Source organism: Arthrobacter sp. 35W, from assembly GCF_000482545.1.
Classification (GTDB): domain Bacteria; phylum Actinomycetota; class Actinomycetes; order Actinomycetales; family Micrococcaceae; genus Specibacter.
This window is the reverse complement of sequence record NZ_KI519455.1, coordinates 1,472,668-1,499,604: the sequence shown is the minus strand read 5'-3', so window position 1 is coordinate 1,499,604 and position 26,937 is coordinate 1,472,668. Positions and strand designations below refer to the sequence as shown.

The 26,937-nt window shown below is 68.7% G+C and carries 23 protein-coding genes; 6 read left to right on the top strand and 17 right to left on the bottom strand.

Going from position 1 to position 26,937, the window contains the following annotated elements:
* Positions 1-11: 11 nt before the first annotated feature.
* Positions 12-971, top strand: a complete 960-nt coding sequence (gene hutG / locus K254_RS0118885; protein WP_026556665.1) for a formimidoylglutamase — start codon at positions 12-14, stop codon at positions 969-971.
* An 85-nt stretch (positions 972-1,056) separates the two neighbouring features.
* On the opposite strand, the gene K254_RS0118880 is transcribed toward hutG, so the two are convergent.
* From K254_RS0118880 to K254_RS0118855, 6 genes are all read right to left on the bottom strand, one after another.
* Complete coding sequence (locus tag K254_RS0118880; RefSeq protein WP_026556664.1) at positions 1,057-2,403, bottom strand: MFS transporter; 1,347 nt, start codon at positions 2,401-2,403, stop codon at positions 1,057-1,059.
* A gap of 45 nt (positions 2,404-2,448) precedes the next feature.
* Entirely contained in the window at positions 2,449-3,705 is a 1,257-nt protein-coding gene (locus K254_RS0118875) for a M20 family metallo-hydrolase (RefSeq protein WP_026556663.1), read from the bottom strand.
* A gap of 77 nt (positions 3,706-3,782) precedes the next feature.
* Complete coding sequence (locus tag K254_RS0118870; RefSeq protein WP_026556662.1) at positions 3,783-4,550, bottom strand: IclR family transcriptional regulator; 768 nt, start codon at positions 4,548-4,550, stop codon at positions 3,783-3,785.
* A 33-nt stretch (positions 4,551-4,583) separates the two neighbouring features.
* Positions 4,584-5,945 carry a dihydroorotase gene (locus K254_RS0118865; protein ID WP_026556661.1) on the bottom strand — a complete coding sequence of 454 codons (1,362 nt, stop codon included), beginning with the start codon at positions 5,943-5,945 and terminating at the stop codon, positions 4,584-4,586.
* Positions 5,946-6,108: 163 nt separating this feature from the next.
* Complete coding sequence (hutH, locus tag K254_RS0118860) at positions 6,109-7,689, bottom strand: histidine ammonia-lyase (protein WP_026556660.1); 1,581 nt, start codon at positions 7,687-7,689, stop codon at positions 6,109-6,111.
* A 102-nt stretch (positions 7,690-7,791) separates the two neighbouring features.
* A complete protein-coding gene (locus K254_RS0118855) occupies positions 7,792-8,592 on the bottom strand; it encodes an IclR family transcriptional regulator (RefSeq protein ID WP_026556659.1) in 801 nt (266 codons plus the stop codon).
* Positions 8,593-8,816: 224 nt separating this feature from the next.
* On the opposite strand from K254_RS0118855, the gene K254_RS24205 reads away from it, so the two are divergent.
* Positions 8,817-10,307, top strand: a complete 1,491-nt coding sequence (locus tag K254_RS24205) for an amino acid permease (RefSeq protein WP_081710248.1) — start codon at positions 8,817-8,819, stop codon at positions 10,305-10,307.
* Here the strand turns inward: K254_RS24205 and K254_RS0118840 are convergent.
* The 3 genes from K254_RS0118840 to K254_RS24200 all read right to left on the bottom strand — a co-directional run bounded on the left by K254_RS0118840 (position 10,304) and on the right by K254_RS24200 (position 12,573).
* Positions 10,304-11,176 (bottom strand): spermidine synthase, encoded by an 873-nt coding sequence (locus K254_RS0118840; RefSeq protein WP_026556658.1) that lies wholly within the window; start codon positions 11,174-11,176, stop codon positions 10,304-10,306. The two genes, K254_RS24205 and K254_RS0118840, sit on opposite strands and share 4 nt — an antisense overlap.
* Before the next feature lie 102 nt (positions 11,177-11,278).
* The gene (locus K254_RS0118835) at positions 11,279-11,959 is read right to left on the bottom strand and encodes an O-methyltransferase (RefSeq protein ID WP_026556657.1); all 681 of its coding nucleotides are present in this window, start codon (positions 11,957-11,959) and stop codon (positions 11,279-11,281) included.
* Positions 11,960-12,021: 62 nt separating this feature from the next.
* Entirely contained in the window at positions 12,022-12,573 is a 552-nt protein-coding gene (locus K254_RS24200) for a DUF5684 domain-containing protein (RefSeq protein WP_155848629.1), read from the bottom strand.
* A 205-nt stretch (positions 12,574-12,778) separates the two neighbouring features.
* Here K254_RS24200 and K254_RS0118825 point away from each other — a divergent pair, with 205 nt between their 5' ends.
* The gene (locus K254_RS0118825) at positions 12,779-13,108 is read left to right on the top strand and encodes a thiamine-binding protein (RefSeq protein ID WP_026556656.1); all 330 of its coding nucleotides are present in this window, start codon (positions 12,779-12,781) and stop codon (positions 13,106-13,108) included.
* Between the two features lie 334 nt (positions 13,109-13,442).
* Here the strand turns inward: K254_RS0118825 and K254_RS0118820 are convergent, their stop codons facing one another.
* The 4 genes from K254_RS0118820 to K254_RS0118805 form a co-directional block, all read right to left on the bottom strand.
* Entirely contained in the window at positions 13,443-13,754 is a 312-nt protein-coding gene (locus K254_RS0118820) for an AzlD domain-containing protein (RefSeq protein ID WP_026556655.1), read from the bottom strand.
* Positions 13,751-14,638, bottom strand: coding sequence for an AzlC family ABC transporter permease (locus K254_RS24195; RefSeq protein WP_081710247.1), 888 nt, complete (start codon positions 14,636-14,638; stop codon positions 13,751-13,753). Before K254_RS24195 ends, K254_RS0118820 begins: the two co-directional genes overlap by 4 nt.
* Entirely contained in the window at positions 14,635-16,488 is a 1,854-nt protein-coding gene (locus K254_RS0118810) for a glycoside hydrolase family 15 protein (protein WP_269209039.1), read from the bottom strand. Before K254_RS0118810 ends, K254_RS24195 begins: the two co-directional genes overlap by 4 nt.
* 77 nt (positions 16,489-16,565) lie before the next feature.
* Entirely contained in the window at positions 16,566-17,432 is an 867-nt protein-coding gene (locus tag K254_RS0118805; protein ID WP_026556653.1) for a glycerophosphodiester phosphodiesterase, read from the bottom strand.
* A 125-nt stretch (positions 17,433-17,557) separates the two neighbouring features.
* On the opposite strand from K254_RS0118805, the gene K254_RS0118800 reads away from it, so the two are divergent.
* Positions 17,558-18,907, top strand: a complete 1,350-nt coding sequence (locus tag K254_RS0118800; RefSeq protein WP_155848628.1) for a DUF445 family protein — start codon at positions 17,558-17,560, stop codon at positions 18,905-18,907.
* Here K254_RS0118800 and K254_RS0118795 read toward each other — a convergent pair.
* Both K254_RS0118795 and K254_RS0118790 read right to left on the bottom strand, forming a co-directional pair.
* The gene (locus K254_RS0118795) at positions 18,904-19,827 is read right to left on the bottom strand and encodes a GGDEF domain-containing protein (RefSeq protein WP_026556651.1); all 924 of its coding nucleotides are present in this window, start codon (positions 19,825-19,827) and stop codon (positions 18,904-18,906) included. The genes K254_RS0118800 and K254_RS0118795 overlap by 4 nt on opposite strands.
* Entirely contained in the window at positions 19,824-23,201 is a 3,378-nt protein-coding gene (locus tag K254_RS0118790) for a hybrid sensor histidine kinase/response regulator (protein ID WP_231391910.1), read from the bottom strand. Before K254_RS0118790 ends, K254_RS0118795 begins: the two co-directional genes overlap by 4 nt.
* A 139-nt stretch (positions 23,202-23,340) precedes the next feature.
* Between K254_RS0118790 and K254_RS0118785 the strand changes: the two genes are divergently transcribed.
* The gene (locus tag K254_RS0118785; protein ID WP_051389394.1) at positions 23,341-24,780 is read left to right on the top strand and encodes a glycosyltransferase family 2 protein; all 1,440 of its coding nucleotides are present in this window, start codon (positions 23,341-23,343) and stop codon (positions 24,778-24,780) included.
* Positions 24,777-25,004: a hypothetical protein gene (locus K254_RS0118780; protein ID WP_231391909.1), complete on the top strand. Its 228-nt coding sequence runs from the start codon at positions 24,777-24,779 to the stop codon at positions 25,002-25,004. The genes K254_RS0118785 and K254_RS0118780 overlap by 4 nt, the downstream gene beginning before the upstream one ends.
* 165 nt (positions 25,005-25,169) lie before the next feature.
* Here K254_RS0118780 and K254_RS0118775 read toward each other — a convergent pair whose 3' ends face one another.
* Together K254_RS0118775 and K254_RS24190 are read right to left on the bottom strand one after the other, a co-directional pair.
* Positions 25,170-26,054: a hypothetical protein gene (locus tag K254_RS0118775; protein ID WP_035750364.1), complete on the bottom strand. Its 885-nt coding sequence runs from the start codon at positions 26,052-26,054 to the stop codon at positions 25,170-25,172.
* A 48-nt stretch (positions 26,055-26,102) separates the two neighbouring features.
* The gene (locus tag K254_RS24190) at positions 26,103-26,810 is read right to left on the bottom strand and encodes a GntR family transcriptional regulator (RefSeq protein ID WP_196811011.1); all 708 of its coding nucleotides are present in this window, start codon (positions 26,808-26,810) and stop codon (positions 26,103-26,105) included.
* Positions 26,811-26,937: the final 127 nt, after the last annotated feature.

The window sequence follows — 26,937 nt, the reverse complement described above, 5'->3', positions numbered from 1 at the left end:
TGTCTTAAGGGATGGACCTCCCCGCAGTTGAAGTAGACACTCCCCCGCAGCCCTGGACCGGCCGGAACGACGGCGACGGCGCGGAGCACCGCCGCTGGTTCCAGGCGGTCAACGCCGGCACGGCAGGCGACACCGCAGGCTCTCCCACCGGAGGTCGGACGACGGCGCTGCTGGGCTTCCGCTCCGACGCCGGGGTGGCGCGCAACAAGGGACGGGTGGGCGCAGCGGCAGCACCCGCGGCCATCCGTGCAGCCCTCGGCTCGCTGGCCTACCACTCCGAGCGCCCGGTGGCCGATGCCGGCGACATCGTGGTGGACGGTGATGAGCTGGAGGGCGGCCAGGCGCGCGCGGGCCGGGCCATTGCGGCGCTGCTCGACGCCGGTGCGCTCACCTGCGTGCTGGGCGGCGGCCACGAGACGGCCTTTGCCAGCTATCTGGGCGTCGCAGCCTCGGCAGCGGTCCAAGGCGGCAAGCGCCTGGGCGTGCTGAATCTGGATGCGCATTTCGACCTGCGCGAGGCCCCCGAGCCCAGCTCCGGCACGCCGTTCCTGCAGATGGCCCACGCCGAAGCCGCCGCCGGCCGCACGCTGGACTACGCCGTCGTCGGCATCAGCGAGCCGAACAACACCCGCACCCTCTTCGACACGGCACACCGGCTGGATGTGAAGTACCTGCTGGATGAGGACTGCTCCGCCGAGCGCACGCACGGCTTTGTGGAGTCATTCCTGGCCGGAGTGGACGTGCTCTACCTGACCATCGACCTCGATGTGCTGCCCGCGGCCACGGCCCCCGGCGTCAGCGCCCCCGCCGCCTACGGCGTGCCGCTGCCGGTGATCGCCGCCGTCTGCCGCCAGGTGGCCGAGAGCGGGAAGCTGCTGCACGTGGATGTGGCGGAGCTGAACCCCGAGTTCGACATCGACAACCGCACCGCCAAGGTCGCAGCCCGCCTGCTGAACACTCTGCTGGTCTAACGAAAATCGCGCCCCTTCGTAATTTTCGCGCCGGAGTACCGAGGGCGATTGTTAGGAAGAGGCGCGATTTTGGCGTGTGAAGGCGTTAGACGGTGAAGCTGGCGTCGTCGGCCAGGTTCACATCCTTGGTCTCCGGGCCCATGGTGGCCCCGATCCACACCAGCACACCGGCCAGGCAGATCAGCGAGGCGACGGCGAAGCGGTCCGGCATGATGTTCCCCAGCGCCTTGATGTAGAACTCGTAGAACGCCGGCAGGATCACGGCCAGGCTGTAGCCCACGCCGTAGCCGCTGGCGCGGATGTTGGACGGGAAGCGCTCGCTCAGGTAGGCGCCCACGGGGGCGAACACGCACAGGCTGGTGACCTGGACCAGGACGGCCAGCACGGCGGCGAGCGGAATGTTGTTCACGCCCACGGTCATCGCCAGCACGTACATGACAGGAGCCACCACGATGATCAGGACGGCGTACCAGCGGTAGAACGTCCGGCGCCCGATCTTCTGCGAAATGAAGCCGGCGGCGATGAAGCAGCCCGCCGTGACGAGCGGTGCGATGGACATGATCAGACTGACCGTCTGGTCCGGGATATGCGCATCGGCCTTGAGCCGGCCGGTGAGCACGGCGTTGCTGAGGTTGCTGAGGATCCACATGCCCGTCATCAGGATGAAGATCTGGACCAGGCTGCGGCGGTGGACGCCCGCAAAGAGTGCCTTGAACGGGCTCTCGGCCTTCTCCGACGTCGCAAAGTCCGGGGTGTCGTGGACGTTGTTGCGGTAGTACAGGAACAGGGCGAACGCCAGGATGGCACCTGCCACAAACGGGATGCGCCATCCCCAGACGGCATAGGCCGATTCGGGGCCGGCGGACGGCATGATCGACAGCAGCACAAAGGTGATCAGGGCCAGCGTCACGTTGGCCACCGAGGCCATGGAGGTGATCATGCCGCTCAGCGGTCCGCGGCGTTCCTTGGGCGACCATTCCATCGCCAGGGGGATGGCAATGGAGTACTCGCCGCCGAGGAAGAACCCACCGATGAAGCGCAGGGCGATCAGCGCAAACAGGCCAAAGTGTCCCATGGTCGCGTAGCCGGGCAGCAGGGCCATCAGCAGTGTCGCCACACCAAAACCGCCGATGGCGATGAGGGTGGTCAGGCGGCGGCCGGTCTTGTCGGCGAAGTTGCCGAAGACGGCGGCACCGAGCGGACGCGCCACAAGCGTGGAGATGAAGATCAGCGAGCTGAACAGCGCGGCGGTCTCGGGCGAGGTGCCGGCGCCGTTGAAGTAGCTCATCGCCGGGGCAAGGGTGATGATCGGCAGGAAGATGTCGAACTGGTCAACGTAGTAGCCGAAAACGCCGCCGCGGAGCGCGCCGCGGCGCTGCTGGTCAAGGGACTTTTCGTTGGAGGCCATCGTCGACGGCGGAGCTGTTGTCATGAGAGTGCTTTCGTGGGGATGCCCGTTGCCGGGACGAGAAAAAGGTTACGCCTGATCCAGGCGCATCAAAGTTGCTGCGAGCACCTGGACGCCGGAGCGCAGGTGGTTGATGTCGGTCCACTCCTCGGGGCAGTGGCTGCGGCCGCCGCGGGAGGGGACAAAGATCATCCCCATCGGGCCAAGGTGGGCCATGTGGGCCGCATCGTGGCCGGCGCCGCTGGGCACCGCCGCCCAGTTGAGCCCCAGGGACCCGGCCGCCGCGGCGACGGTGTCCTGCATGGACTGCGCTGCCGGAACCGGGTCCTGGTCATTGAGCAGGTCGATGGCCACGCCGACGCCGCGTTTGGCCGCGTCTGTGGCAATCTGCTCGGCAATCCGGCGGCGGGCTCCTGTGAGCCAGCTCGGATCGATGCTGCGGATCTCGGCCCAGATAGTGGACGAGTCCGGAACGACGTTGAAGGCGCCCTGGCCGGTGGCGATCTTGCCGGTGGTGGTGACGCCGTGCACGGGGGCGCCGCAGCCCACGCGTTCCACGGTGAGGATGGCCTCCGCGGCTGCGATCAGGGCGTCGGCGCGCTGGTCCATCGGGGTGGTGCCGGCGTGGTCGGCCCGGCCGGTGAAGACGGCCATCAGGCGTTCAATGCCGGCGATGGAGGTGACGACGCCGATCTCGTTGCCGGCGGTTTCCAGCATCGGGCCCTGCTCCACGTGGAGTTCAATGTAGGACTTCACCGAGCGGGGGTTCCAGGCCATCGACACGGCCGCGTGGGGGTCCAGACCGAAGGCTGCCATCGTGTCCCCCATGGAGACGCCGTCGCGGTTCTTCCGCTGAAGGTGGCCGGGCTCCAGCACGCCGGCAATGGCCCGGGAGCCCACACAGCTCACGCCGAAATCGTTGGCCTCCTCGCCGAGGAAGTCCACCACTATCAAATCGCTGGTGAGCCGGGTGCCCGATTCCTGCAGCGTGCGGGCCGCCTCGATGGCGCCCATGACGCCGACGATGCCGTCGAAGCGGCCGCCGGAGTGGACGGTGTCCGTGTGCGACCCTGTGACGATGGACGGCGCGTTGGGGTCCAGTCCGGGCAGGCGCCCGACGATGTTGCCGGCGGCGTCGATGGAGGTTTCCAGCCCGGCACCGCGCATGCGGGCCAGCGTCCACTCGCGGGAGGCCTTGTAGGGCTCGGAAAACACTTCCCGCGACCATCCCGGGCTGGCGTCGTCCACGATGGAGGAGAGCTCCATGATGTCGGCCCACATGCGCTCCGCATCGGGGCTCAGTGTGGCGAGATCTGGTTCAGTCATGATTCTTTCCAATTCTGTCGTTGTGCCGGATTGCCTCCGGCAGCGTCCAGGAGCGTTTCCCGGGGTGCCGGCGGCTGCTACCAGCCTTCTTCCGTCATCCAGGCGCCGCTGCCGGCGTCGGAATCCAGGGCGGTGCTTAGTTCCTTGGCCGCGTCGCGGACCATGACCACAAAGTCGTCGAGCCGCTCGCCCGAGAGCGAGCTTTGCCGTCCGGCCACCGTCAGGGCGCAGATGCAGTGCCCGTGCCGGAACACCGGGGCCGCCACCGCCACCATGAAGGGGTCAACCTCCCCCTCACTGACCGCGTAGCCCTGCGAACGGATCGCCGGCAGGATCTGGCCCAGCCGCTCCGCCGTCGGCGTCAGGGCCGTGAACCGGCGCAGCGATCCGCTGCGCACCGAGGTGATCACCTCGGTGGGCGCGTAGGCGAGCAGCGCCGTCGCACTGGCCCCGGCGTAGAGCGGGCGCACCGACCCGCGGTAGAAGGACAGTGTGTCGCTCCGGCGGGCCGGCAGCCGCTCCAGGCACAGGGCCGCGGACTGGACCCGGACGGTGAGGATGACCGTCTCGGCGGTGGCCTTCTGCAGCCTGGCCATGACGGGCCCGGCCATTTCGACGAGGTGCTGCTTCTGCGATTGCTCGTCCCGGCTTGAGATCATCAGGCCCGGCGAGTACACCCCGTCGATTTCAAAGAGGAAGTTGGAGTCCTTGAACAGCTTCACGTAGCGGTAGGCCGTGGAGAGCGGGATGTCCAGTTCGACGGCCATCTGGTCCACCCGCATCGGACCGTTGCTGTTCAGCAGGGCGAGCATGTCCAAACCCCGTTGCAGTGATGCCAGGCTCATCGGAACACCTTCCCTTTCGCGCGGCCGCGCCCGCTAGGACGAGGCACCGACGACGACGCCCCGGCCAAGTTCGCCGAGCAGTTCGCTGCCATCCCACACGACGGTACCGCGCGAGATGGTCATGGTCACGCGTCCGCTGGTGGCCATTCCCTGGTAGGGGGTCCACCCGGCGTTGGAGTACATATCGGACTCGTCGATGTCCCAGCCGGAGGCCGGATCGAAGACGGCGAAATCGGCGTCGTAGCCGACGGCGATGCGGCCCTTGGTGCCGGCCAGGCCGAAGCGTTCGGCCGGGGCCTCGGTCAGGCTGCGCACTGCGGCGGTGAATTCATCGCGGCCGCGGTCCAGGGCCGCCGACAGCGTGATCGCCATAGAGGTCTGGACGCCGGGGGCGCCGGAGTGGTTGGCGAAGATGCCCTCGTGGTCCTTGTATTCCGTGGGCCACGGCGCGTGGTCCGAGGAGACGATGTCGATGGCTCCGGAGCCGATGCGCTCCCACATGCCCTCGCGGTCCGCACTCTTGCGCAGCGGCGGGTTGATCTTCAACCGGCCCTTTTGCGCGTCGTGGTCGTCCTCGGTGAACGTCAGGTAGTGCGGGCAGGTTTCCAGCGTGGCATCAAGGCCCTGGGACTTGTACCACTGGACCAGGTCCACGGAGCGCGGCAGGCTCAGGTGGCACAGGTGCAGCCGGGCCTTCTGCTCAAAGGCGATCTCCAGCGCGGTGAGCACACCCATGGTCTCGCTGACCGGCGGGCGGGAGCGCACATGGGCCTTGGGGTCGAAGGGGTTCTGCTCGCGCTCGGCAGCCAGCATGGCCTGGACAATCTCGTTGTTTTCCGCGTGCACTGCGACGGTCCGGCCGGCGCCGGCCGTGGCGGCCATGACGTTGCGCAGTTCAGCATCGGTGATCCTCGGGAAGCGGTTGGCATCGGTGTCGAAGAGGGACACCTTGAAGCCGACGGCGCCGGCCTGGGCCAGGGCCTCGGCGGAGCGCCAGCCGCCGTCGGGCGCCAGGGTCCCCAGCAGCGCGACGTCGACGAACGCCTCCTTCTCGGCCAGTTCGCGCTTGGCGGCGAGGCGGTCGGTGGAGTTGATCGGACCGGTCAGGTCGAAGGGCATTTCCACGATGGTGGTGACGCCACCGGCCGCGGCGGAGCGGGTGGAGGCGGCAATGCCCTCGCCCGGGTGGGACAGCGAGTGGACGTGGGCGTCCACCATGCCGGGGAGCAGGTAGGCATCCTTGGTGTCGATGCGCCGCCGGGCGGGGGTGGATTCCCCGGCCGGGGCGGTGACGGCGGCAATGCGGCCATCGAGAACGTGGACGTCCTTGCGGACCCAGTCCTGGCCATCCTGGACCAGTCCGGTGACGACCAAATCGATGTGTGTTTCATTCATGCATTCAGCATGATCCAGACCACACGGTAGTGAGAATGCGATTCCCGCAGATTGAGAATGGGGCCGATGCGGGGGCCAGATGAAAATCGCGCCCCCTCGTAATTTCCGCGCCGGGTGATCCGACGCGAAAATTACGAAGAGGCGCGATTTTGGCGGGGCGGGGCTAGTTCAGCGGGCCGACGGCGGATTCGGCGGCGGCGCGGATGGCGCCGGAGGCCACGAGGCGGTCCGCTTCCTCCAGCTCCGGGGAGAGGAAGCGGTCCGTGCCCGGCCCCTGCACGGAGGCGCGCAGGACCTTGATCACCGCGGCGCCGGCCGGGCCGGGGGTCAGCACGCCGTCGGACAGCGCGCAGCGGATGTCGATGGCACGCGAAGCGGTGACCAGCTCGATGGCCAGCACGCGGCGCAGGTTCTCCACCGCGCGGCGCAGCTTGCGGGCGGCGTGCCAGCCCATGGACACGTGGTCCTCCTGCATGGCGGAGCTGGGAATGGAATCCACCGACGCCGGCACGGCCAGACGCTTGGAGTCCGAGACCAGCCCGGCCTGGGTGTACTGGGCGATCATCAGACCGGAGTCGACGCCGGGGTCCCCGGCCAGGAAGGCGGGCAGGCCGTGGCTGCGGGCCGGGTCCAGCATGCGGTCGGTGCGGCGCTCGGCGATGGAGGCCAGATCCGCGGCCACGATGGCCAGGAAGTCCAGCACATAGGCCACCGGGGCACCGTGGAAGTTGCCATTGGAGCTCACGCGGCCGTCCGGCAGCACCACCGGGTTGTCGATGGCGGCGGCCAGTTCGCGGGTGGCCACGAGGTTGGCGTGGTCCAGGGTGTCGCGGGCGGCACCGGCCACCTGCGGGGCGCAGCGCAGCGAGTAGGCATCCTGCACGCGGGTGTCGCCCTCGCGGTGCGAGGCCACGATGGGCGAGTTGGAGAGCACGCGCAGCATGTTGTCGGCGCTGGCGGCCTGGCCCGGGTGCGGGCGCAGCGCGCCGTGCAGCTCGGGCAGGAACACCTGGTCGGTGCCCAGCAGGCCCTCCACGCTCAGGGCGGCGGTGATGTCCGCCGTCGTGAAGAGCTGGCGCAGATCGGCGATGGCCATCAGCAGCATGCCCAGCATGCCGTCGGTGCCGTTGACCAGCGCCAGGCCTTCTTTCTCGGCGAGGACGATCGGCTCGATGCCGGCGCTGGCCAGCAGCTCGGCGACCGGGCGGCCGCTGCCACTGTTGCTCCCCCCATACAGGGCGCCGTCTGGGCCGGTGGCCTCGCCCTCGCCCATCAGCACCAGGGCGCAGTGCGAGAGCGGCGCCAGGTCGCCGGAGCAGCCGAGCGAGCCGAACTCGCGCACCACCGGGGTGATGCCGGCGTTGAGCAGGTCCACCATGGTCTGTACGACGACGGGGCGCACGCCGGTGCGGCCGCTGGCGAGGGTCTTGGCGCGCAGGAACATCAGCGCGCGCACCACCTCGCGCTCCACGGCCGGGCCCATGCCGGCGGCGTGGCTGCGGATCAGGGACTTCTGCAGCTGCGTGCGCAGATCGGTGGGGATGTGGCGGTTGGCCAGCGCCCCGAAGCCGGTGGAGATGCCGTAGGCCGGGGTGTCGGAGACGGCGAGTTCATCGATGTGGGCGCGCACCTTGGCGACGGTGGCCAGCGCCTCCTCGCTGAGGACCACCGTGGCGTCGTGGCGTGCGACGGCGAGAACGTCCTCGGCCGTGGTGCCCGAGGAGGAGAGGGTGATGGTGCGCATTGCGGATCCTGACTGTAACGAAGAGTGAAAGTGTTCCTACCTCCACTAAAGCCCCTCGAAACCGTCTTCCACAGGCCCTACGGAACGTCGCTGTCCGGTATTTCAGACAGCCTGGCCGGCCCGCCCGTAGAGGCGCACGGAGAGCTCGGCCGCCACCTTTTGCACCCGCTTGGCCAGCGCCGGCCACTCCTCGGCAGGCACTTTCTCGGCCAGGAAGGTCACGGCGACAGCCGCCGTCGGCCACCCCAGATGGTCGCGGACCGGCGCGGCCACGGAGCCGAAGCCGGGGGTGATCTCACCGTTCTCGGTGGCGTAGCCGCGCTGGCGCACCTGGTCCAGGTGGGAGGACAGCGTGGAGTACTTCAGGATGGGCGCTTCCATCTCCGCCAGGGAGGTGAACGCCGCGGCATTGGGGTAGAGCGCCCGGACCTGGGATTTGGGCAGGGCTGCCAGGATCGCCCGGCCCGTGGCCGTCAGGTGGCTGGGCAGCCGCACGCCCACATCGGTCACCAGCGAGGGGCGGTTCTTGGCGCGCTCCTCCACGATGTACAAAACGTCCCGGCCGTGGAGCACGGCCAGATGGGCACTCTCGCCGATGCCGTCCACGAGGGCGGCCAGCAGCGGGCGGCCCAGCCGCGACAGCGGCTCCTGGCGCGAGTAGGCGCTGCTGAGCTCAAAGGCCGACAGACCCAGGCCGTAGCGCTGCTCCTCGGCCAGATGGAGCACAAAGCCGTTCTCCTCCATGACACCGAGCAGGTGGTAGACGCTGGAGCGTGGCAGATCCAGCGCCGAGGCGATGGTGGAGGCCGCCAGCGGGCCGCGCTTGGAGGCCAACAGCTTGAGGATCCGCAGCGTGTTCTCTGCGGCGGGGACCTTGGAGGACCCTTTGGCGGTGCTGGTCATGATGCCCCTGACGACGAAGCGGGCGGGCGGTGCCGCACGGGTGTGGATACCGTCCCTAGTGTGGACCATCGCCACCAGCCCCAGGGACGCTATCAGCGTACTCCTGTCTGAAATTCCGGACAGGATATCCTTGATGGAAGAATCCGGAATCTAAGACAGCGAAGGCCCGTGATGCGGGTCACGCCCGGGTCTGAAGTGGTGGGCTTGTACCCGACCAGTTATTCATGTGGGTAAGGAACGCCATGCACAACGCACTAAACCGGGGACTGAACGTACGGCACATCCGCTTCATGGCCCTCGGCTCGGCCATCGGCACAGGATTGTTCTACGGCTCGGCCTCCGCCATCCAGAAGGCCGGCCCCGCCGTCCTGCTGGCCTACATCATCGGCGGAGCCGCGGTGTTCTTCGTGATGCGGGCACTGGGCGAAATGGCCGTCCGGCACCCCGTCTCCGGTTCCTTCGGCCAGTACGCCAGCCGCTACCTGGGCCCGCTGGCCGGCTTTGTCACCGGCTGGACGTACGTTTTCGAAATGGCCATTGTGGCCATCGCCGATGTCACGGCCTTCAGCATCTACATGGGGTTCTGGTTCCCCGCGGTGCCCGGCTGGATCTGGGTGCTGTCCATCATCTTCTTCCTGGCGGCGCTGAATCTGCTCAGCGTCAAGGTGTTTGGCGAGATGGAGTTCTGGTTCTCGCTGATCAAGGTGGTGGCCATCATCGCCATGATCGCCGGCGGCGTGGCCATCCTGGTGTTCGGCTTCTCCACGGGCGCTGAAGGCAGCGCGGCGGGCCTGGGCAATTTGACGGCCCACGGCGGCTTCATGCCCAATGGCTTTGGCGGGCTGCTGGCGGCCTTTGCCGTGGTGATGTTCGCCTTTGGCGGCATTGAAACCATCGGCGTCACGGCCGGCGAGGCGGCCAATCCGGCCACGGTGATTCCGCAGGCCGTCAACACCGTTCCGGTGCGCGTGCTGCTGTTCTACGTCCTGACCCTGGGCGTATTGATGAGCCTGTCCCCCTGGGACCAGATCACCGGTGCCACCAGCCCCTTCGTGCAGATCTTCTCCACGCTGGGCATTCCGGCCGCCGCCCACATCCTCAACGCGGTGGTCATCACCGCCGCCCTCTCCGCCGTCAACTCCGACATCTTCGGTGCCGGGCGGATCCTCTTCGGCCTGGCCCAGCAGGGGCATGCGCCGGCGGTCTTCGGGCGGATCTCGCGCACCGGCGTCCCCTGGATGACCGTGGTGATGATGACCGGCGTCCTGCTGGTGGGCGTGGTGCTCAATGCCGTGCTTCCGGAGAACGTCTTTCTCATCATTGCCTCCATCGCCACGTTCGCCACCGTCTGGGTCTGGATCATGATCCTCGCCTCGCATGTGGCGATGAAGCGCGACATCGCCCGCAAGGGGCTGGCGCCGTCGTCGTTCCCCATCCCGTTCTGGCCCGCCACCTCCATCGCCACCCTCGCCTTCATGGCTCTGGTGCTGGTCATCCTGGGCACGGACGAGCACACCAGCGTGGCCCTGTGGGTGGGCGGCGTCTGGCTGGTGCTGCTGGTGATCGCCTACAAGCTGTGGGTCCGCGGCGAGGGCCTGGAGCGGGCGGTGCTGGCTGATGAGACGGCACCGCTGCCCGTGGTGTCCGCGGCCGACGACGACGCGCTCGTTTCCGGAGCATCGGCCGGTGCGCCGTCTGGAGCCTCAGCCGGCTAGTCCACCTCGACAGGAGCCGGGTCCAGCAGCAGCGGAGCGTTCGCCGCGAACTGGCGCACCTTGGCGTCGTCCCAGAGCTGGGCGGGCATCGCCCCGCCCAGCAGGACGCGGGGCAGCGAGGGGTCCATGCCGAGCGGGACATCGGAGCCGGCAATGATGATGTTGCCGTACCGGCGGCCCTTGAGCATCGGCGGATCGGCAATGATCGCGGTGTGCGGAAAGGCCGCGGCAATGGTGGCTGCCTCCCGGCGGGCTGTGGCCAACGACGGCGCGTCCCCGCAGTTGACGGCGTAGACCCCGCCCGGCGCCAGCACCCGGCGGACATGGGCGGTGAACTCCGCCGTCGTCAGCGCCTGAGGCGTGAGGGGCCCCGCAAAGACATCCCGGATGATGAGGTCCCGGCTGTCCTCCGTCAGGGACTCGGTGACGGCGCGGGCCTCCCCCACGCGGATCTTCAGCAGCGGCGCCCGGGGCAGGTCGAACCAGCCGCGGACATAGTCGGCCAGCTTCCCGTCGATCTCCACCACCACATTGCGCGAGGCGGGGAACCGGGCCACCATGTACCGGGCCATGGAGCAGGCCGCCCCGCCTAGATGCAGCGAGCGCAGCTTGGCGTCCTGCGGCCACTGGCTTTCCACCAGGGCCATGATCCAGCGCATGTATTCAAAATCCAGGCGCAGCGGATCGGCCAGATCCACATGCGAACTCTGCACTCCGTTGAGCTTCAACAGCCAGCCGGTGGGATTGTCGCCGTCGCGCACCAGTTCAGCGGATCCGGTGTCGATCGGGTAGCTGCCGGCCACCGGGCCGTTGGCGGCGGTCGAGGCCTCATCCGGGGCGGCATCCTTGGGTGCCCGCTGCCGGCCCATCAGGCGCACACCCGCATGGCAGCGGACAATTCGGGCGCGGCGGAACCTGGGAGGGGGAACGGTGTCATGCTTTCAGGCTACGCCAGCGCGGGCCATGGCCGGCTACCGGACCAGGGCCAGCGCGAACCCATCCCAGCCCTTGGCGCCCACGGTCTGGATGGCCGTGGCCTCCAGCCGCGGGTGGCTGCCGATGAACTCCAACGAGGCACGGATGGCGGCAGCATCCTGTGCCGGGTCCGCCAGGGACTCGTCGTGGATGATGCGCCCGTCCCAGACGACGTTGTCCACCACGATCAGGGTGCCGGGACGGGAAAGTTTGACGGCCCATTCGAGGTAGTGGATGTTGTTGGCCTTGTCCGCGTCGATGAACACCAGATCAAAGGGTTCGCCGCCGGCCAGCAGCGGCAGTGTATCCAAAGCCGGACCCACGCGGATGTCCACGTCCACGGCGAGCCCGGCGCCGTCGATGTTCTTCCGGGCGACGGCGGCGTGCTCGGGGAGGTACTCGCACGTCACCAGCGTTCCGCCGTCGGCCATCCCCCGGGCCAGCCAGATGGTGCTGAACCCGGCCAGCGTGCCGATCTCCAACACCCGCCGGGCACCGGAAATCCGTGCCAGCAGCATCAGCAGCTTGCCCGCCGTCGGGGCCACCTCAATGGCCGGCATCCCCGCGGCCTTAGCCGTGGACACCGCCGCCTTCAAGGCCGCATCGGGCTTGACCAGGGTCTCCGACAGGAAACGCTCCACACCAATCCAGCCCGGTTCCGCAGGGTGATCGCTCATGGCCCCAGCCTAGGACCGGGCGTGGGGGCTGCGCCAGAGTCCGGGCCGGGGTTCCACGGGTTCTACTGTGCGGGCGGGATGGGCGGCTGTTGCCCGTACTGCTGCGGGTACTGCTGGCCATACTGCTGCGGCTGTCCGTATTGCGGAGGGTAGCCTCCCTGGAACCGGTTGGGGTCGACGTAGCTGGGGCCCAGATACCTGGCCTCGCCAAAGGACAGCATCGACGCAAAGACCCACGGCAGGAACACCAGCCCCACCGTGTAGCCGGCGTCCTTGCCGAAGGATTTGGCCACATTGTTCAGCGACAGAATCGCCCAATAGATGCCGGCATAGGGAATGAATTGGAGCCAGAAGCTGGATTCCGGACGCCCGCCGATCTTCACCAGCACCCAACTGTTGTAGAACGGGACAAACCCCACCCATCCGGGGTAGCCCGCCTTCTTGTAGACGCCCATCCAGGCAATGGCGCCGCCCACGTACAGCACGGCAAAGATCAGGAATTCCACGAGCAGCACGGTGACCAGGAAGGCCATCGCCGCCGCAGGGTCGCCAGAGGTGGTGTCATAGGTCTTGCCGGGCAGCGCCAACGGCAGAGCAAAAAGAGATGCGAGCATAGTCCCAAGCCTAGTGTCCGAGGGGCCCCGCCGAGCGCAGCGAGGCAGGGGAGGACACTGGGCGGTAGGCGATGGGGAAAGACGTCTCAATGGGGAGCGGTGCCCATGACGGGCCGCGCCGGGCCGGACGCATGGCCTAACGTTGAAGCAGCGCCGGCCGCCGGCGCCACCCATTCGATGTCCGCCCCGCTGCCAGGAGCCCACCATGATTGTTGCCTTTTCCGTCGCCCCGTCCGGCACCCCCACCGACGCCCCCGCGGGCACCGGCGACGCCGCCAGCGTGCACAATGCCGTCGCCGCCGCGGTGAAGGTGGTCCGCGAGTCCGGGCTGCCCAACCACACCGGCTCGATGTTCACCGAGATCGAGGGCGAATGGGATGAGGTCATGGACGTCGTCAAGCGCGCCACCGAGGCCGTGGGCCGCTATGGCAGCCGCGTCTCCCTGGTCCTGAAGGCCGACATCCGCCCCGGCTACTCCGGCGAACTCACCGGCAAGGTCTCCCGCCTCGAGAACGCCCTCGACGCCAACGGCTGAACCAGCGGCGTCGCTGATTGAGCGGAGCGTGCGGAGCCGAAATCCGGTGCGACAGACGTGTCCCCCACGCAACGCCGACACAGTTTCCCGCTTGGGATGCAGTCGTAGTCACGTCATGAACGGGAATCGGCGTCATGGATGAATGCTGCAGGCCGCGGAGGGGTCTCGGAACCGCTCGACACCGGCGTCGCTGATTGAGCGGAGCGTGCGGAACCGAAATCCGGTGCGACAGACGTGTCCCCCACGCAACGCCGACACAGTTTCCCGCTTGGGATGCGGTAGTAGTCACGTCATAAACGGGAATCGGCGTCATGGATGAATGCTGCGGGGCCGGTCAGCCCCAGCCGAGGAGTCTGAGCCCGGCGGCGGCCGCGGCGCCGACAATCACGACGACGAGGAACGGGGCCCGAAGCGCCAGGGCAATTGCTGCGGCCACGAGGGCGCCCAGCCGGGCATCGAGCACGACGGCGTTGCCGCTGCCCATGGCGTTCACAATGGTCAACGAGGCAAGCAGCCCAATGGTCAGTGTTCCCGCAACACGCGACATGCGGGGGTTGTCCATCAGCTTCGCGGGGACCAGATAGCCCAGCAGCTTTGTCGCGTAGGCGAGCACGCAGGCCAGCAGGATCCAGGGCCACAGGTTCATGGCTTCTCCCGCGTTTCAGCGTCGGACGGCCCAGCAGTTTGGCGGCCGGAGCGGTCCTCGGGGTGCCCGACGGCGCGGCCGCCAGGGTCGGTGCCGGCAGAGCCGGTGCCCGGGTGCCCACCAGCGGCGGCGCGGTGCGCACCGTGGTGCAGCTCGGCGTCGTGCTCATAGGGTTCCACGTCCGGCTCCATGCCCTCGCCCTCGTGTCCGCGGCGGAACCAGCCAATCAATCCGGCCACCACCGCCGCAACCAGGATCGGCACGCCGGGCGGCACCAGCGGCACCACCAGCAGCGTGGCCACGGCGCAGACGACGGCGATGGCCGCCGGCTGGACGGCCTTGATGCGCGGCCAGAGCAGGCCCAGGAACGCGGCCACCGCGGCGCCGTCGAGACCCCACTGCTTGGGATCGCCCAGGGCGTCGCCCAACAGCGCACCCACGGCGGTGAAGACATTCCACAGAACGAAGATGCCCAGTCCGGCCACCCAGAACCCGCGGCGCTGCTCCGCCGGGTCGCTCTGGCCTGTGGCGGTTGCCGTGGATTCGTCGATGGTGATGTGCGCCGAGGCCAGCCGGCGCCAGCCGCTGGGGCGCAGCAGGGCGTTGAGCTGCATGCCGTAGACGCCGTTGCGGATGCCCAGCAGGGCGGAGGCGCTCATGGCCGCCACCCCGCTGCCGCCGCCGGCCACGACGCCGATGAAGGCGAATTGGGAGCCGCCGCTGAAAAGCAGCAGGCTCAGCGCCATGGTCTGCCAAAAATCCAGCCCGGAGGCCGAGGACAGTGCACCGAAGGAGATGCCGTACAGCCCGGTGGCAATGCTGATGGAGATGCCGATCCGGACCGCCGGAGAGGCAAAAAACGATTGCGGAGAAGTGGTTGTCACAGCAGCGGCGGGCCCACGATGGGCATGGCGCCGGTGGCCAGGGAGAGCTTTTCCGTGCCATGCAGGGCATCCGCGGCACGGACCAGGGCCAGGTGGGAGAAGGCCTGCGGGAAGTTTCCGGCCATCCGGCCCAGATCCATCGCATACTCCTCGCTCAGCAGGCCCAGCTCGTTGGAGAGGCCCACGAGCGTGTCCATCAGGGCCGTCGCGTCGCGGCGCCGGCCGGTGTGCGCGTACTGCTCCACGAGCCAGAAGGAGCAGGCCAGGAAGGGGTGTTCGCCCGGTTCCAATCCGTCGACGCCGGTTTCGCTGCGGTAGCGCAGCAGCAGCCCGTGCTCGTCCAGCAGCTCCTCCTCCATCCGTGCCACGGTGCCCAGCATCCGCTCGTCGTCGTAGGCCAGGAAGCCCACCTGCGGAATCACCAGCAGCGAGGCATCGGTCTGGGTGCCACCGTAGGTCTGGGTGAAGGAATTGATCTCCTTGTTGAAGCCGAATTCCATGACCTCCGCGTGCAGCCCGGCGCGCAGCTCCTCCCAGCGCTCCACCGGGCCGTCCAGCCCGTGGTCGCGGACGGCGCGGACGGCGCAGTCGAAGGCGGCCCACATCATCACCCGCGAGTGGGTGAAATGCATCAGATCCCCGCGCATCTCCCAGATGCCGTGGTCGCGGGCCTCCAGGTGCTTTTCGGCGAAACCCAGCAGGGCGCGCTGCAGCGGCCAGGAGAAGTGGTCCTCCGCGCCTCCGGCCAGGCGCAGCTTCTCCAGCGCCACCAGCACCTCGCCGACGACGTCGGCCTGGTACTGTCCGACGGCGCCGTTGCCGATGCGCACGGGCCCGGAGCCCTCGTAGCCGGGCAGATGGCCCAGCTCCGCCTCGACCAGCTCCCGCTCGCCGCCCAGGCCGTACATGATCTGCAGGTCCTCCGGATCGCCGGCGACGGCGCGCAGCAGCCAGTTGCGCCACTGCAGGGCCTCGTTGGCGAAGCCGTGGGTGAGCATGGCCTCCAGCGTCAGGGCGGCATCGCGCAGCCAGACGTAGCGGTAGTCCCAGTTGCGGGCGCCGCCAAAGTCCTCCGGCAGCGAGGTGGTGGGGGCCGCAACAATGCCGCCGGTGTCCTCATGCGTCAGGGCGCGCAGCACCAGCAGCGAGCGCTCCACGGCGTCGGCGTATTTGCCGTCCTGGTTGTAGCCCGAGGCCCAGTCCGCCCAGTAGCGAAGGGTTTCGGCCAGGGCGGCGTCGACGTCGATGCCGGCGGGGACCTTGCGGTGCGAGGGGTACCAGGCCAGCTCGAGGTCCACCGTCTCCCCGGCGGCGACGGCGAAGGTGCCGGCGTGTTTGTGGTCGACGGCGTGCGGCAGCTCGTCCCCGCGCAGCACCAGGGCGTCCGGTCCGGCCACGGCCAGCAGCACCTCGGTGCCGTCTTCGTCGGGCATCCGGCTGACCCAGGGCAGCACCGTGCCGTAGTTGAAGCGGATCACCAGCTCCTGGTGGATGTCCACGCTGCCGGTGATGCCCTCCACCCGGCGGACCAGGGAGGCGCGGCGGTCCCCCACCGGCATGAATTCGGTGATCCTGGCCGTGCCACCCGGGGCCGCCCACTCGGTCACCAGCACAAACGTCCGGTCCACATAGGAGCGTGAAACCACCGTCGCAGCGGCGTCGGCCGGGGCCAGCAGCCAGCGGCCGTTCTCTTCACTGCCCAGCAGGGCACCAAAGACGGAAGGGGAGTCGAAGCGCGGGAAGCAGAGCCAATCAACGCTGCCATCGCGGGCAACCAACGGTCCCGTGTGGAGATCGGACAACAGGGCATAATCTTCGATGCGTGAAGCCATTGGACCATGGAACCACACCAACCTGCCGTTTGGTCACCCCACATGGTGAACGCCACAGCGGCCGGCACCCCAGCCACCGGCACGCGAGGGCCGCACTACACGGAGGCGGCGTCCCGCAGTCCACGCAGCGCGGCCGGGCGGTTGGTGGTGATCTCCTCGATGCCCAGCCCCACGCAATGCTCCACGTCCGCCGCCGCGTCCACCGTCCAGACGCGGAACCGCGCGCCGGTCTGGCGCCAGGCGGCAACCGTGTCCGGGTGGGCGCGGACGTAGTCGATGCCCGGCCCGGCGAGGCCCGCCACGCCGTCCTCGATCAGCCGCTCCCCCTCGGCGAGCGCCCGGCGCATGAGCACGGCCACGGCCTCCCCGGAGAGGGCGCCGAGGTCCATCTCCTCGCGGATGTCTGCCACATCGACGTCGGCCACCAGCTGGCACAGGTGCCGGGCGGGAACTGTCTGGGCCAGGTACTTGACGGCCTCCGGGTGGAAGCTCATGAAGGAGATGGCGATGTTCTCCAGCTGCGAGCTCTGCGGCAGCCAGCCGGCGTCCAGCAGCACCTCAAGGGTTCGCTCCTCCAGCCGGGGGCCGAACGGGCCGGCGTGTTTGAATTCGATCGCAAGGCCCACGGGCCGGCCCGCGTCGAGCAGAATCTCCAGCAGCTCGGACAGGGTCAGCAGCTGGTTGGCCGGGCCGCCATACTCCGCGGGCACCCTGACGCCCTTCCACGAGGAGAAGTCCAGGGCCCGAAGCTCCTCCAGCGTGTGCTCGCCCACCGGACCTGTTCCGTCCGACGTCCTGTCGAGGGTGTCGTCGTGCAGGAGCACCAATTCCTCATCGGCGCTCAGCTGGAGGTCGCACTCCACTCCGTCCGCGCCGTCGGCCAGGGCCTGCAGATAGGCCGCCCGCGTGTGCTCGGCATATTCTTCACTGGCGCCCCGGTGCGCATAGATCTTCCATGTCATGGCACCACGCTAGGGCATGAAGGCAACGGGCAGGTGTCGCTTTGACCGACGCCGGGTGGCCAAGGCGCCGCCGGATGCCATGGCGCTTCGCCCGGCCCCAGTCCCCCGGCGGCTAGGCTTGGCGTATGTCGTTCACCGATCAGGACCGCCCCAGCACGTCATCCGTTGGCAACGGGAATAACGACGACGGCGCACGGGGCGGCTCGGGCGCACGGGTCCCCTCCGGGGCCTCCTCCTCCGATGCCCAGAAGGCTGCGGCGCTGCGGCGGATGAAGACCATAGCCCTGTCCCTGCTGATCGCCATGGCCGTCGTTTTCACCGTGGCCTTTGCCCTGCAGCACCAGTACCCCTGGCTGGAGTACGTCCGGGCGGCGGCCGAGGGCGGCATGGTGGGCGCGCTGGCGGACTGGTTCGCCGTGACGGCGCTGTTCAAGTACCCCATGGGCCTGAAGATTCCGCACACGGCCATCATCCCCAACCGCAAGGACGCCATCGGCGCCAGCCTCGGGGATTTCGTGGAGACCAACTTCCTCTCCGAGGCCGTGGTGGCCGAGAAGCTGGCCGGCGCCGAGCTGGCCCAGAAGGCCGGAGCCTGGCTGGCCCAGCCGGCGAGCGCGGAGCGCGTGGCCACCGAGGGCTCGGCGCTGATCCGCGGCGCCATGACGGTGTTGAACGACGACGACGTCCGCGACGTCATCGAGTCGATGGTGCGCAAGCACATCCTCACGCCGCCGTGGGGCCCGCCGGTGGGCCGGATGGCCGAGAAGATCTTCGACGTCGGGCACCACCACCAGCTGGTGGACCTGCTGGTGGACCGTTCGGCGGACTGGGTGGACAGCCACGGGGATGTGATTGGCCGCCTGGTGTCGGACCGCTCGCCGTCGTGGGTGCCCTCCTTTGTGGACGGGCTGGTGGGCGAGCGTGTCCACGCCGAGCTCACCAAATTCATCCGCTCCGTCCAGCACGATCCAAACCACCAGGTGCGCCGGCAGATCGATGACTACCTCAAGGACCTCGCACAGGACCTCCAGCATGATCCGGCAATGATCGCCCGGGTGGAGGCCATCAAGACCCAGGTGCTTGACGATCCGCAGGTGCGCGATCTGGCGGGCCGCACCTGGACCACCATCAAGACGGCGCTGCTCTCCGCCGTCGACGATCCCGATTCGGAGCTGCGCCTCAAGTTCACCTCAGCCGTCCGTGACTTTGGCACCCGGCTGGTGGAGGACCCCGAGCTGGCCGCCAAGGCCAATGCCTGGATCTCCGACGCCGCCTCCTACCTGGTGCGCACCTACCGCCACCAGATCGCCTCGATCATCACCGACACCGTGGAACGCTGGGATGCGGTGGAGACCTCCCAGAAGATCGAGCTCCAGGTGGGCAAGGACCTGCAGTACATCCGCATCAACGGCACCGTGGTGGGCGCCCTCGCGGGCGTGGCCATCTTCACGATCGCCACCCTGGTGTTCGGCTAGGACTGCTCCGCCACGGCGGCCACGGCCACCATATTCCGCCCGGCGGTCTTGGCGGCGTAGAGGGCCGCATCGGCCTCCTTGAGCAGCTGCCGCCCATCCACCCCGCGGTCCGCCCAGGTGGCGGAAATGCCCACGCTCAGCGTCAGCACGCCGCAGGTGCCGCCGGCATGGACAATCCCCAGCTCCTGGACGGCGGCCCGGGTCCGCTCAACGATGGACCTTGCGCCGTCCAACGGCTGTCCGGGCAGCAGGAAGAGGAACTCCTCCCCGCCATAGCGGTAGACGCCGTCGCTGTCGCGTGACTGCTCCGCCAGAACACGGGCCACGGCCTGCAGGGCAGCATCACCGGCCGGGTGCCCATAGATGTCGTTGTAGCTCTTGAAATTGTCCACATCAACGATGGCCAGGGCATAGCCATGTCCGTAGCGCTCGCTGCTGCTCTCCATCAGCTGAAGATCCTCCGCCAGCTTCAGGCGGTTGTGCAGCCCGGTCAGAGGATCGGTGCGGGCCTGGGCGGCGAGGGCGCTGCGGTAGCTGGCCAGCTCGGCGTGGAGCGAGGTGACGCGCATGGCGGCCAGCAGCCGGGTGTGCAGGGTGAAGGGGTCCAGCGGCTTGGTGACATAGTCGTCAGCGCCGGCCTCCATGCCGGCCAGGACATCATCCCTCGCCCCGTGGGAGGTCAGCAGCACCACATAGGTGTACAGATCCGACTCGTCGGCGCGGATGGCACGGCACAGGTCCAGCCCGTTCAGACCGGGCATCATCAAATCGCTGACCACCACCTCCGGCCGGTGCTCCTGGTACAACTGCCAGGCCATGTCGCCGTCGGAGGCCACGATGCAGTCGTGGCCGGACTGCTGCACCGCCGCCTGGGCCACCAGCAGGGACCCGCGGTCGTCGTCGGCCACCAGGACCTTCATCGCACCACCAGAGCCTGCTCGAGCGCACTGTCCACCCGGGCGAGCTCCGCCTCCAGATCGGCCAGCACCCGGGTGGGGTCGGGCCCGTCCGGTCCGCTTCCTGCCGGGCCGCGCTCGAGCTCGCTGCACAGCGTGGCGGCCGCGCCGGCGCCGATGTTGGCGGCGGCGCCCTTGAGCTTGTGGGCGGCCTGGCCCAGGGCAGCGCCGTCGCCGTCCGCGAGCGCCCCGCGGAGGGCGGCCAGGCTGGCCGGAATGTCGCTGCGGAACGCCTCGACGGCGGCCGGCAGCAGCCCCAGACCGTCCGCCGGCCCGAGGGAGCGCAGCACCTGGAGCCGCGCGGGGTCCAGGGCAGGGTGCTGCTCGTCCACAGCAGTGGCGGGCTCGACCGCGGGCTCCACGACAGCCGGGGCGGCACCCGCCAACCGGGACAGGGTGTCCCCCAGGGCCGTGTAGTCCACCGGCTTGGCCAGATAGTCGTCCATGCCCGCGGCCAGGCAGCGCTGGCGGTCCTCATCCAGGGCGCCGGCCGTCATGGCGATGATGGGCAGGTGCGGGGCATCCCCGCGGGTGCGGATGGCCTTGGTGGCCTCGTAGCCATCCATCACAGGCATGTGGCAGTCCATCAGCACAACGGTGTAGGTGGCGGCCGACGTCGCGGCCACGGCCTGTGCGCCGTCGCCCACCACATCAACGTCAAAGCCGAGCTTGGCCACCATTTCCCTGGCCACCAGCTGGTTCACCTCGTTGTCCTCCACGATCAGCACCCGGCCCCGCGAGGGTCCGTCCCACCTGCTCTCGATGGTCTTCGCCGCGGCCGGGGACCGTTCCGTCCCGGCGGTCATGCGGACCAGCCGGTCGTAGAACTCCGAGCTGCGGACGGGCTTGGTGAGCCATTGGGTGACTCCTGCCTCGGCTAGGTCCGCCCTGTCGATGTGCGCCGTGGAGGTCAGCATGATCATCCCCATCGGCGGCAGTGAGGGATCGGCAGAGATGCTGCGGGCCAGGTCCAGACCGTCCATGCCGGGCATGCACATGTCCAGCACGGCGATGTCGTAGGGTTCCCCGGCACCGGCCGCGGCACGGCAGCTGGCCAGCGCCGCAGCGGCGTCCTCGACCACCACCGGACGCATCCGCCACGCCGCCAGCTGGGATTGCAGCACCAGCCGGTTGGTCGCGTTGTCGTCAACCACCAGCACCTTCAGCCCCGTCAGCTGGTCCGGGCCCGACGGCGTTGGCGCGGCAGCACCTGGGCCTCCCGCGGCCAGGGGCAGCCAGAACCAGAAGGTGCTGCCGGCCCCCGCGGCACTGTCCACGCCGATCTCCCCACCCATGGCCTCCGTCAGGCGGCGTGAAATGGCCAGGCCCAGGCCGGTCCCTCCGTATTTGCGGGTGGTCGAGGCATCGGCCTGCGAGAAGGATTCGAAGAGGCGGCCGTGGTCGGCCGGATCAATGCCAATGCCGGTGTCCCGGACGTCGAAGCGCACCACCGGCTCACTGCCGTCGTGCTCCACCAGCGCGACCCGCAGCGTGACTTCGCCGGTGCTGGTGAACTTGATCGCGTTCGAGGCGAGGTTCAGGAGCACCTGCCGGATCCGGCCGGCGTCGCCGCGGAGTGTGGCGGGCACCTCCGGGCGGCAGTAGGCGATGAGCTCCAGATCCTTGGCGCGTGCCGACTCGACCAGCAGCGCCGCCACCTCGTCCACCAGCGCCCGGGGGTCGAAGGAAATGTAGTCCAGATCCACCTTGCCCGCCTCCAGCTTGGAGAAATCCAGGATGTCGTTGATCAGGGACAGCAGGGCCTCCCCCGCGCCCCTCACGCCTTGTGCATACTGGCGCTGGGTGGCATCCAGCCGGGTGTCCAGCAGCAGCGTGGTCAGGCCGACGACGCCGTTCATGGGCGTGCGGATCTCGTGGCTCATGGTGGCCAGGAACTCCGATTTGAGCCGGCTGGATTCCAGGGCCGCCTCCCGGGCGCTGGACAGGGCGCCCTCGGCGGCGCGCCGCTCGGTGATGTCCTGCCCGATGGCCGCAATCCCCCGGATGCCCAGTTCGCCGCGGATGGGTGAGACGGTCAGGGACACCTCAACAGTGCTTCCGTCCCGGCGCTGCCGCTGGGTCTCGTAGGTGCGGGCCACCCCGGCGTTGAGCACCGAGGCCAAAATGGCGTCCTCCCGCGGGCGCAGGTGGGGCGGGACCAGGAAGCCCGCCTCCCTACCCATCACCGCGGCGGCGTCGTAGCCGTAGAGCCGTTCCGCGCCGGGGTTCCAGCTGGTGATGGCACCGCTGGCATCGGTGCCAAAGATCGCGTCGGTGGAGGAATTGACGATGGCCCCCAGCCCTTCCAGCGCGGCCGTTCGGGTGGCCACCTTCTGTTCGAGGTCGCGGGTCAGGGTGACGTTTTCAAAGACGATCAGGACCTGCCGCACCACCACGAGGATGAGCACGATGACGCCGTTGAGCAGGAAGAAGGGGTCCGTTCCGGCACCGGAGAGGACAAAGGAGACCACGACGGCGCCGACCACCGGAATGTAGGGCAGCAGCTCCAGCGCCAGCGTGTAGGCCCGCCGGTCCGTCCCCGAGCCGCCGCCCCGCGGGGCCAGCGGGGCAAGCGCGATCAGCAGGAAGGCAGCCATCCAGCCCAGGGCCAGCAGTGTGCCAGTGGCGCCCGTAGCGCCGTCGGCTGTCAGCTTCGCGTAGGCGCTGTCCGTGAAGGTGAGCACCATCAGGCCCCCGCCCAGGAACAGCCAGGGCAGCCGTTCCCCGGGAACCCGCCGCATGGCCAGCACCAGCACCAGGGAGGTGACCACGACGTCGACGATGGGGTACGCCAGCGCCGTCAGGCGGGCCAGGTCCCCGTGCCCGCCGGACTTGACCATCGGGCCGAGCACCGTATCCCAGCTGATGAACAGCACGGCCCCGGAGATGACGGCGGCATCCAGGATGGTCCGCGACAGGGCCACCCGCGACACCCTGGGCCGGGGGAAGGAGAAGAGCGCGGCGCCAGCCAGCAGCGAGTAGCCCAGGAAGCCGGCGTCGGCCAGCGAGGGGAAGGGGTAGTCGTGGTTGCGGGAAACCCCGTAGTACGTCCACACCGCTTGGCCGGCGGTCCACAAGAGCATGGCCCCGGCCAGAAACGTCCAGGCCCGGGCATCCGCCTGCCGCCGCCGTGCGGCGGTGGTGCAGCTGGCCAGGGCGGCGAGGGCCGAGAGCAGGATGGAAAAGTCACCCACGGTCTGGGCCGTGGCCGTGCCGGGGTCCACACTCACGTAGATCCCCACGACCAGCAGCAGGGCCGCGGCACCGGCCACCGCCCAGCGCAGCAGGACGGCACTGGTGCGGACGGAAGGGCTCTTGACGCTTGGCGCAGGCAACACGTGCAACTCTCCAACGACGGCGACGGGGAAGCCGCGGAGACCGTGGCCATTGGGCAGAAGTCTAGGCGACCACCCACTGGCACCCGTGGAGGCACGGCGGCAGGCACGGGAGGAGTCCTGGTCCTGCTAGCCTGCCGGTATGGGTAGGCAGCGCTTGCAACGTTCGGTGGGCATCGTCATCGCCATTTCCGTGTTCGCCGCTGCGGCACTGTTGTGGCTGATCGTCGCCTCGGCGGGCCCTCCCACCGATGTGTCGCCCACGCAGCGCATAGTCGTCGGCATCTGGAATGTCGTCTACGACCAGGATGCCCCAGGCCTGAAGGTGCTGCTGGCGGCCATCGCCGTGGCCCTGGTGCTGGCCGCGGGCGTTGCCATTGCGGACCGCCGCATCGCCACACGCACCCGCCGCTCCGCCGATGGGCAGGCCCTGCCGCTGGCGCCGAAGGTCGTCATGGAGCGGACGCGCGGCGTGTTTGCCGGTCCGGTCACCGTCACGGTGCTGATCCCGGCGCACAACGAGGCCGCATCGCTGCCGGCCACCATCGCCTCGCTGAAGTCCCAGTCCCACGCGCCGGAGCGCATCATCGTGGTGGCGGACAACTGCACCGACGCCACCGCGGACATCGCCCGCCGTGCCGGGGTGGAGGTCTTCACTTCCGTGGGCAACACCAACAAAAAGGCAGGCGCGCTCAACCAGGCACTCAAGGAGCTGCTGCCCGGCCAGGGCGACAACGACATCGTCATGGTCATGGACGCAGACACCGCCCTGGACGACGGTTTCCTGGAGTCCGCCGTAGCCCGCTTCACGAACGACAGGGCCTTGATGGCAGTCGGCGGACTCTTCTACGGCGAGGAGGGGCACGGACTGCTGGGCCAGTTCCAACGCAACGAATACATCCGCTACGCCCGCGAGATGCAGCGCCGGCGCGGGCGCGTGTTCATCCTGACCGGCACGGCGTCGCTCTTCCGCCCTGCCGCCCTGCGCACGGTGGCCGAACACCGGGGCACGTCCCTGCCCGGGACGCCCGGGGATGTCTACGACACCGCGGCGCTGACCGAGGACAACGAACTGACCATCGCCATCAAGTCACTGGGCGGATTGATGGTCTCCCCCGCCGAATGCACCGTTGTCACCGAGTTGATGCCCACCTGGCGGACGCTGTGGAACCAGCGGCTGCGCTGGCAGCGCGGGGCACTGGAAAACATTGGCGCGTACGGCGTCACGCCCCAAACCATCCGCTACTGGCTGCAGCAGCTTGGCATCGGCTACGGCGTGATAGCACTGACGGCGTATCTGGTGATGGTGGGCATCACGCTGGTGTCCATGGATACCTGGATCTGGTTCCCGTTCTGGCTGGGGATGGGCCTGATCTTCACGCTCGAACGCGTGGTCACGGTGTGGAAGGGCGGCTGGCGGTCGCGCCTGCTGGCCTTGACACTCTTTCCGGAGCTGTTCTTCGACATGTACCTCAACCTCGTTTTTGTGAAAGGCATCGTGGACATCTCGCTGGGCCGGACGGCCGATTGGAAGCATCTGGCCCATGCAGCTGCGGATGAGTCTGAGACGGCGCGGGCATGACTGCCGCACTCGCCCCCGCCCTGCCCGCCGGGATCCTGCTGCCCGAATCGGTGATGCACTCGGACTGGTTCAGTATTCTGATCATGTTCGTGGCCATCAACACGCTCATTTACGTGGCGCTGGCCATGGCCAAGATCCTGCCCAAGATCTACCTCTCGGATTGGATCCGCCGCCGGAGCAAGCGATCCGAAACCCGCAGCATCCACCCGGACGCACGGCGCTAGTCCCCACCCGCTCCCACTGCTCGCAAGCTCGCAGAGGGTCCCCCGCGGGCGTGGGCCCACCCACCCGCTCATTCAACGCACCCCGGGTCCCCCGCGGGCGTGGGCCCACCCACCCGCTCATTCAACGCACCCCGGGTCCCCCGCGGGCGTTGGCCCACCCGCGGACTACTTCCTGGGCTTGTCCGTCTTCTTGCCCGGCATCCGGCTTTCGATGGCTTGGGGCAGTTTGGGACGCCGGGTCAGCGCCTTGGGCAGGGGCGGCAGCACCTTCAGGGTGTCCAATTCCGCCGACAGCCCGGCGGGCAGCCACATCGGCGCCGGCCCAAAGGCGTTGTTGGTAGCGGCAACGACGGCACGTCCCAGCATGTAGTTTCCGGCACCGCCGATGACGGCACCGATGCCGAACGGGATGGCCCGCCCCAGCATGGCGGTGCCGCTGTGCACGGCAACCTTTTTCAAGAAGGCCTTCTGCATTTTGGCGCTGATGCTCTTCACGGCCGACATCGGCAGGCTTTTGCCCAGCACCGTGCCCCAGGCCTGCATGGGCGTGCGTCCGGTGCCCATCGCGTGGCCCGTGAGCCCGGCCAGCATCGCAGTGCCCTCCTCCCCCAGCATGATGGCCATGACGGCCAGCCGGGAGCGCTCGGGATCCTGCAGGCGGATGCCATGCAACTCCGCGACGGATTGCGCGTAGAGGGCCGTGGCCTCGAGGAAGACGACGGTGGCCGCGGCGGAGATGGACAGCGAGGCAACGGTGCCCAGACCGGGGATGATGGCTGTGGCGCCGATGGCCGCCCCACCACCGCCGACGCCGGTCAGGAACTCGCGCTCCAGCTTCCGGCTGAGCTCGTAGGGCGTGGCCTGCGGGTATTTGCGCCGCAGCCGGCGCAGATTGGCCAGCACCAGCGGGCGCTGCACCTCCACGGCATTCAGCAGCGCCTTCTGGATGGCAGGCTTCGGTTTGCCCTGCTCATCGAAGGCGGCCTCCGTCGCTATGACGACCGCCGGGTTCGGTTTTGCCTTGCCCCGGCCGGGAGAATTCTGTGCCATCCGTGCCCCATTTCTGCCCTGTGCTACCAAGGGTAGAGCATGCCGCCGTCAGGCTCCCGTGGGCTGCTCCCCCTGAGCCTCAACCCGGCCCGAGACGATGATCCTCAGCCTGTCGGTGCGGACAATGTCCCGGGAGTATTCAACCGGCCGGCCGTCGGCAGACAGCGCGGTCCGCGTGATGGCCAGCACGGGTGTCCTGGGGCTGATGTCCAGGAGCGTGGCCACTGCCGGTCCGGCCACCGCGGGGTTCAGCTCCTCCGTGGAGGAGCACGGGGCCAGAGAGTAATCCATGCCCATCAGGGCATACAACGATCCGGTCAGCGGTCGCTCCAGCATCCCCGGGAACAAATCCGCCGGGAAGTACGAATCTTCCAGCACCACCGGCGTTGAGGCGGCGAAGCGGAGCCGGCGGATCCTGTGCACCGCGGCGCCAACGGGTACGTGCAATGCCTCGGCCACACTCGTCCCGGCGGGGACGGTCCCGGCGTCGAGCAGGCGGGAGGCCGCACTGTCGACGCTCTTGAGCAGCTGCGCGCTGAGCCCCATCAGATTGGAAATGTCCACCGGCACCCGCGGCTCGGCAATGAAGGAGCCGCCGCGGCCACCGAGGGCGCGGGTGAGGCGGCCCTCATGCGCCAGGGTGTCCAGGGCCTGGCGCAGTGTCATCCGGCTGATGCCCAGGGCACTGGCCAGCTGCCGTTCGGCGGGCAGCTTGCTGCCCGGTGGCAGTGAACCGGCCTGGATGAAGCCTGTCAACCAGCCATGCACGGCCTGGTGGGCCGGGACAGATGAACCAAAGGTGAATTCTTGTGCCCGTTCAAGCAGGTCTTCTGTGTTGATGTCCGGCCCCTTCGTACAGTCCACATGGGCCCCTCTATGCGGC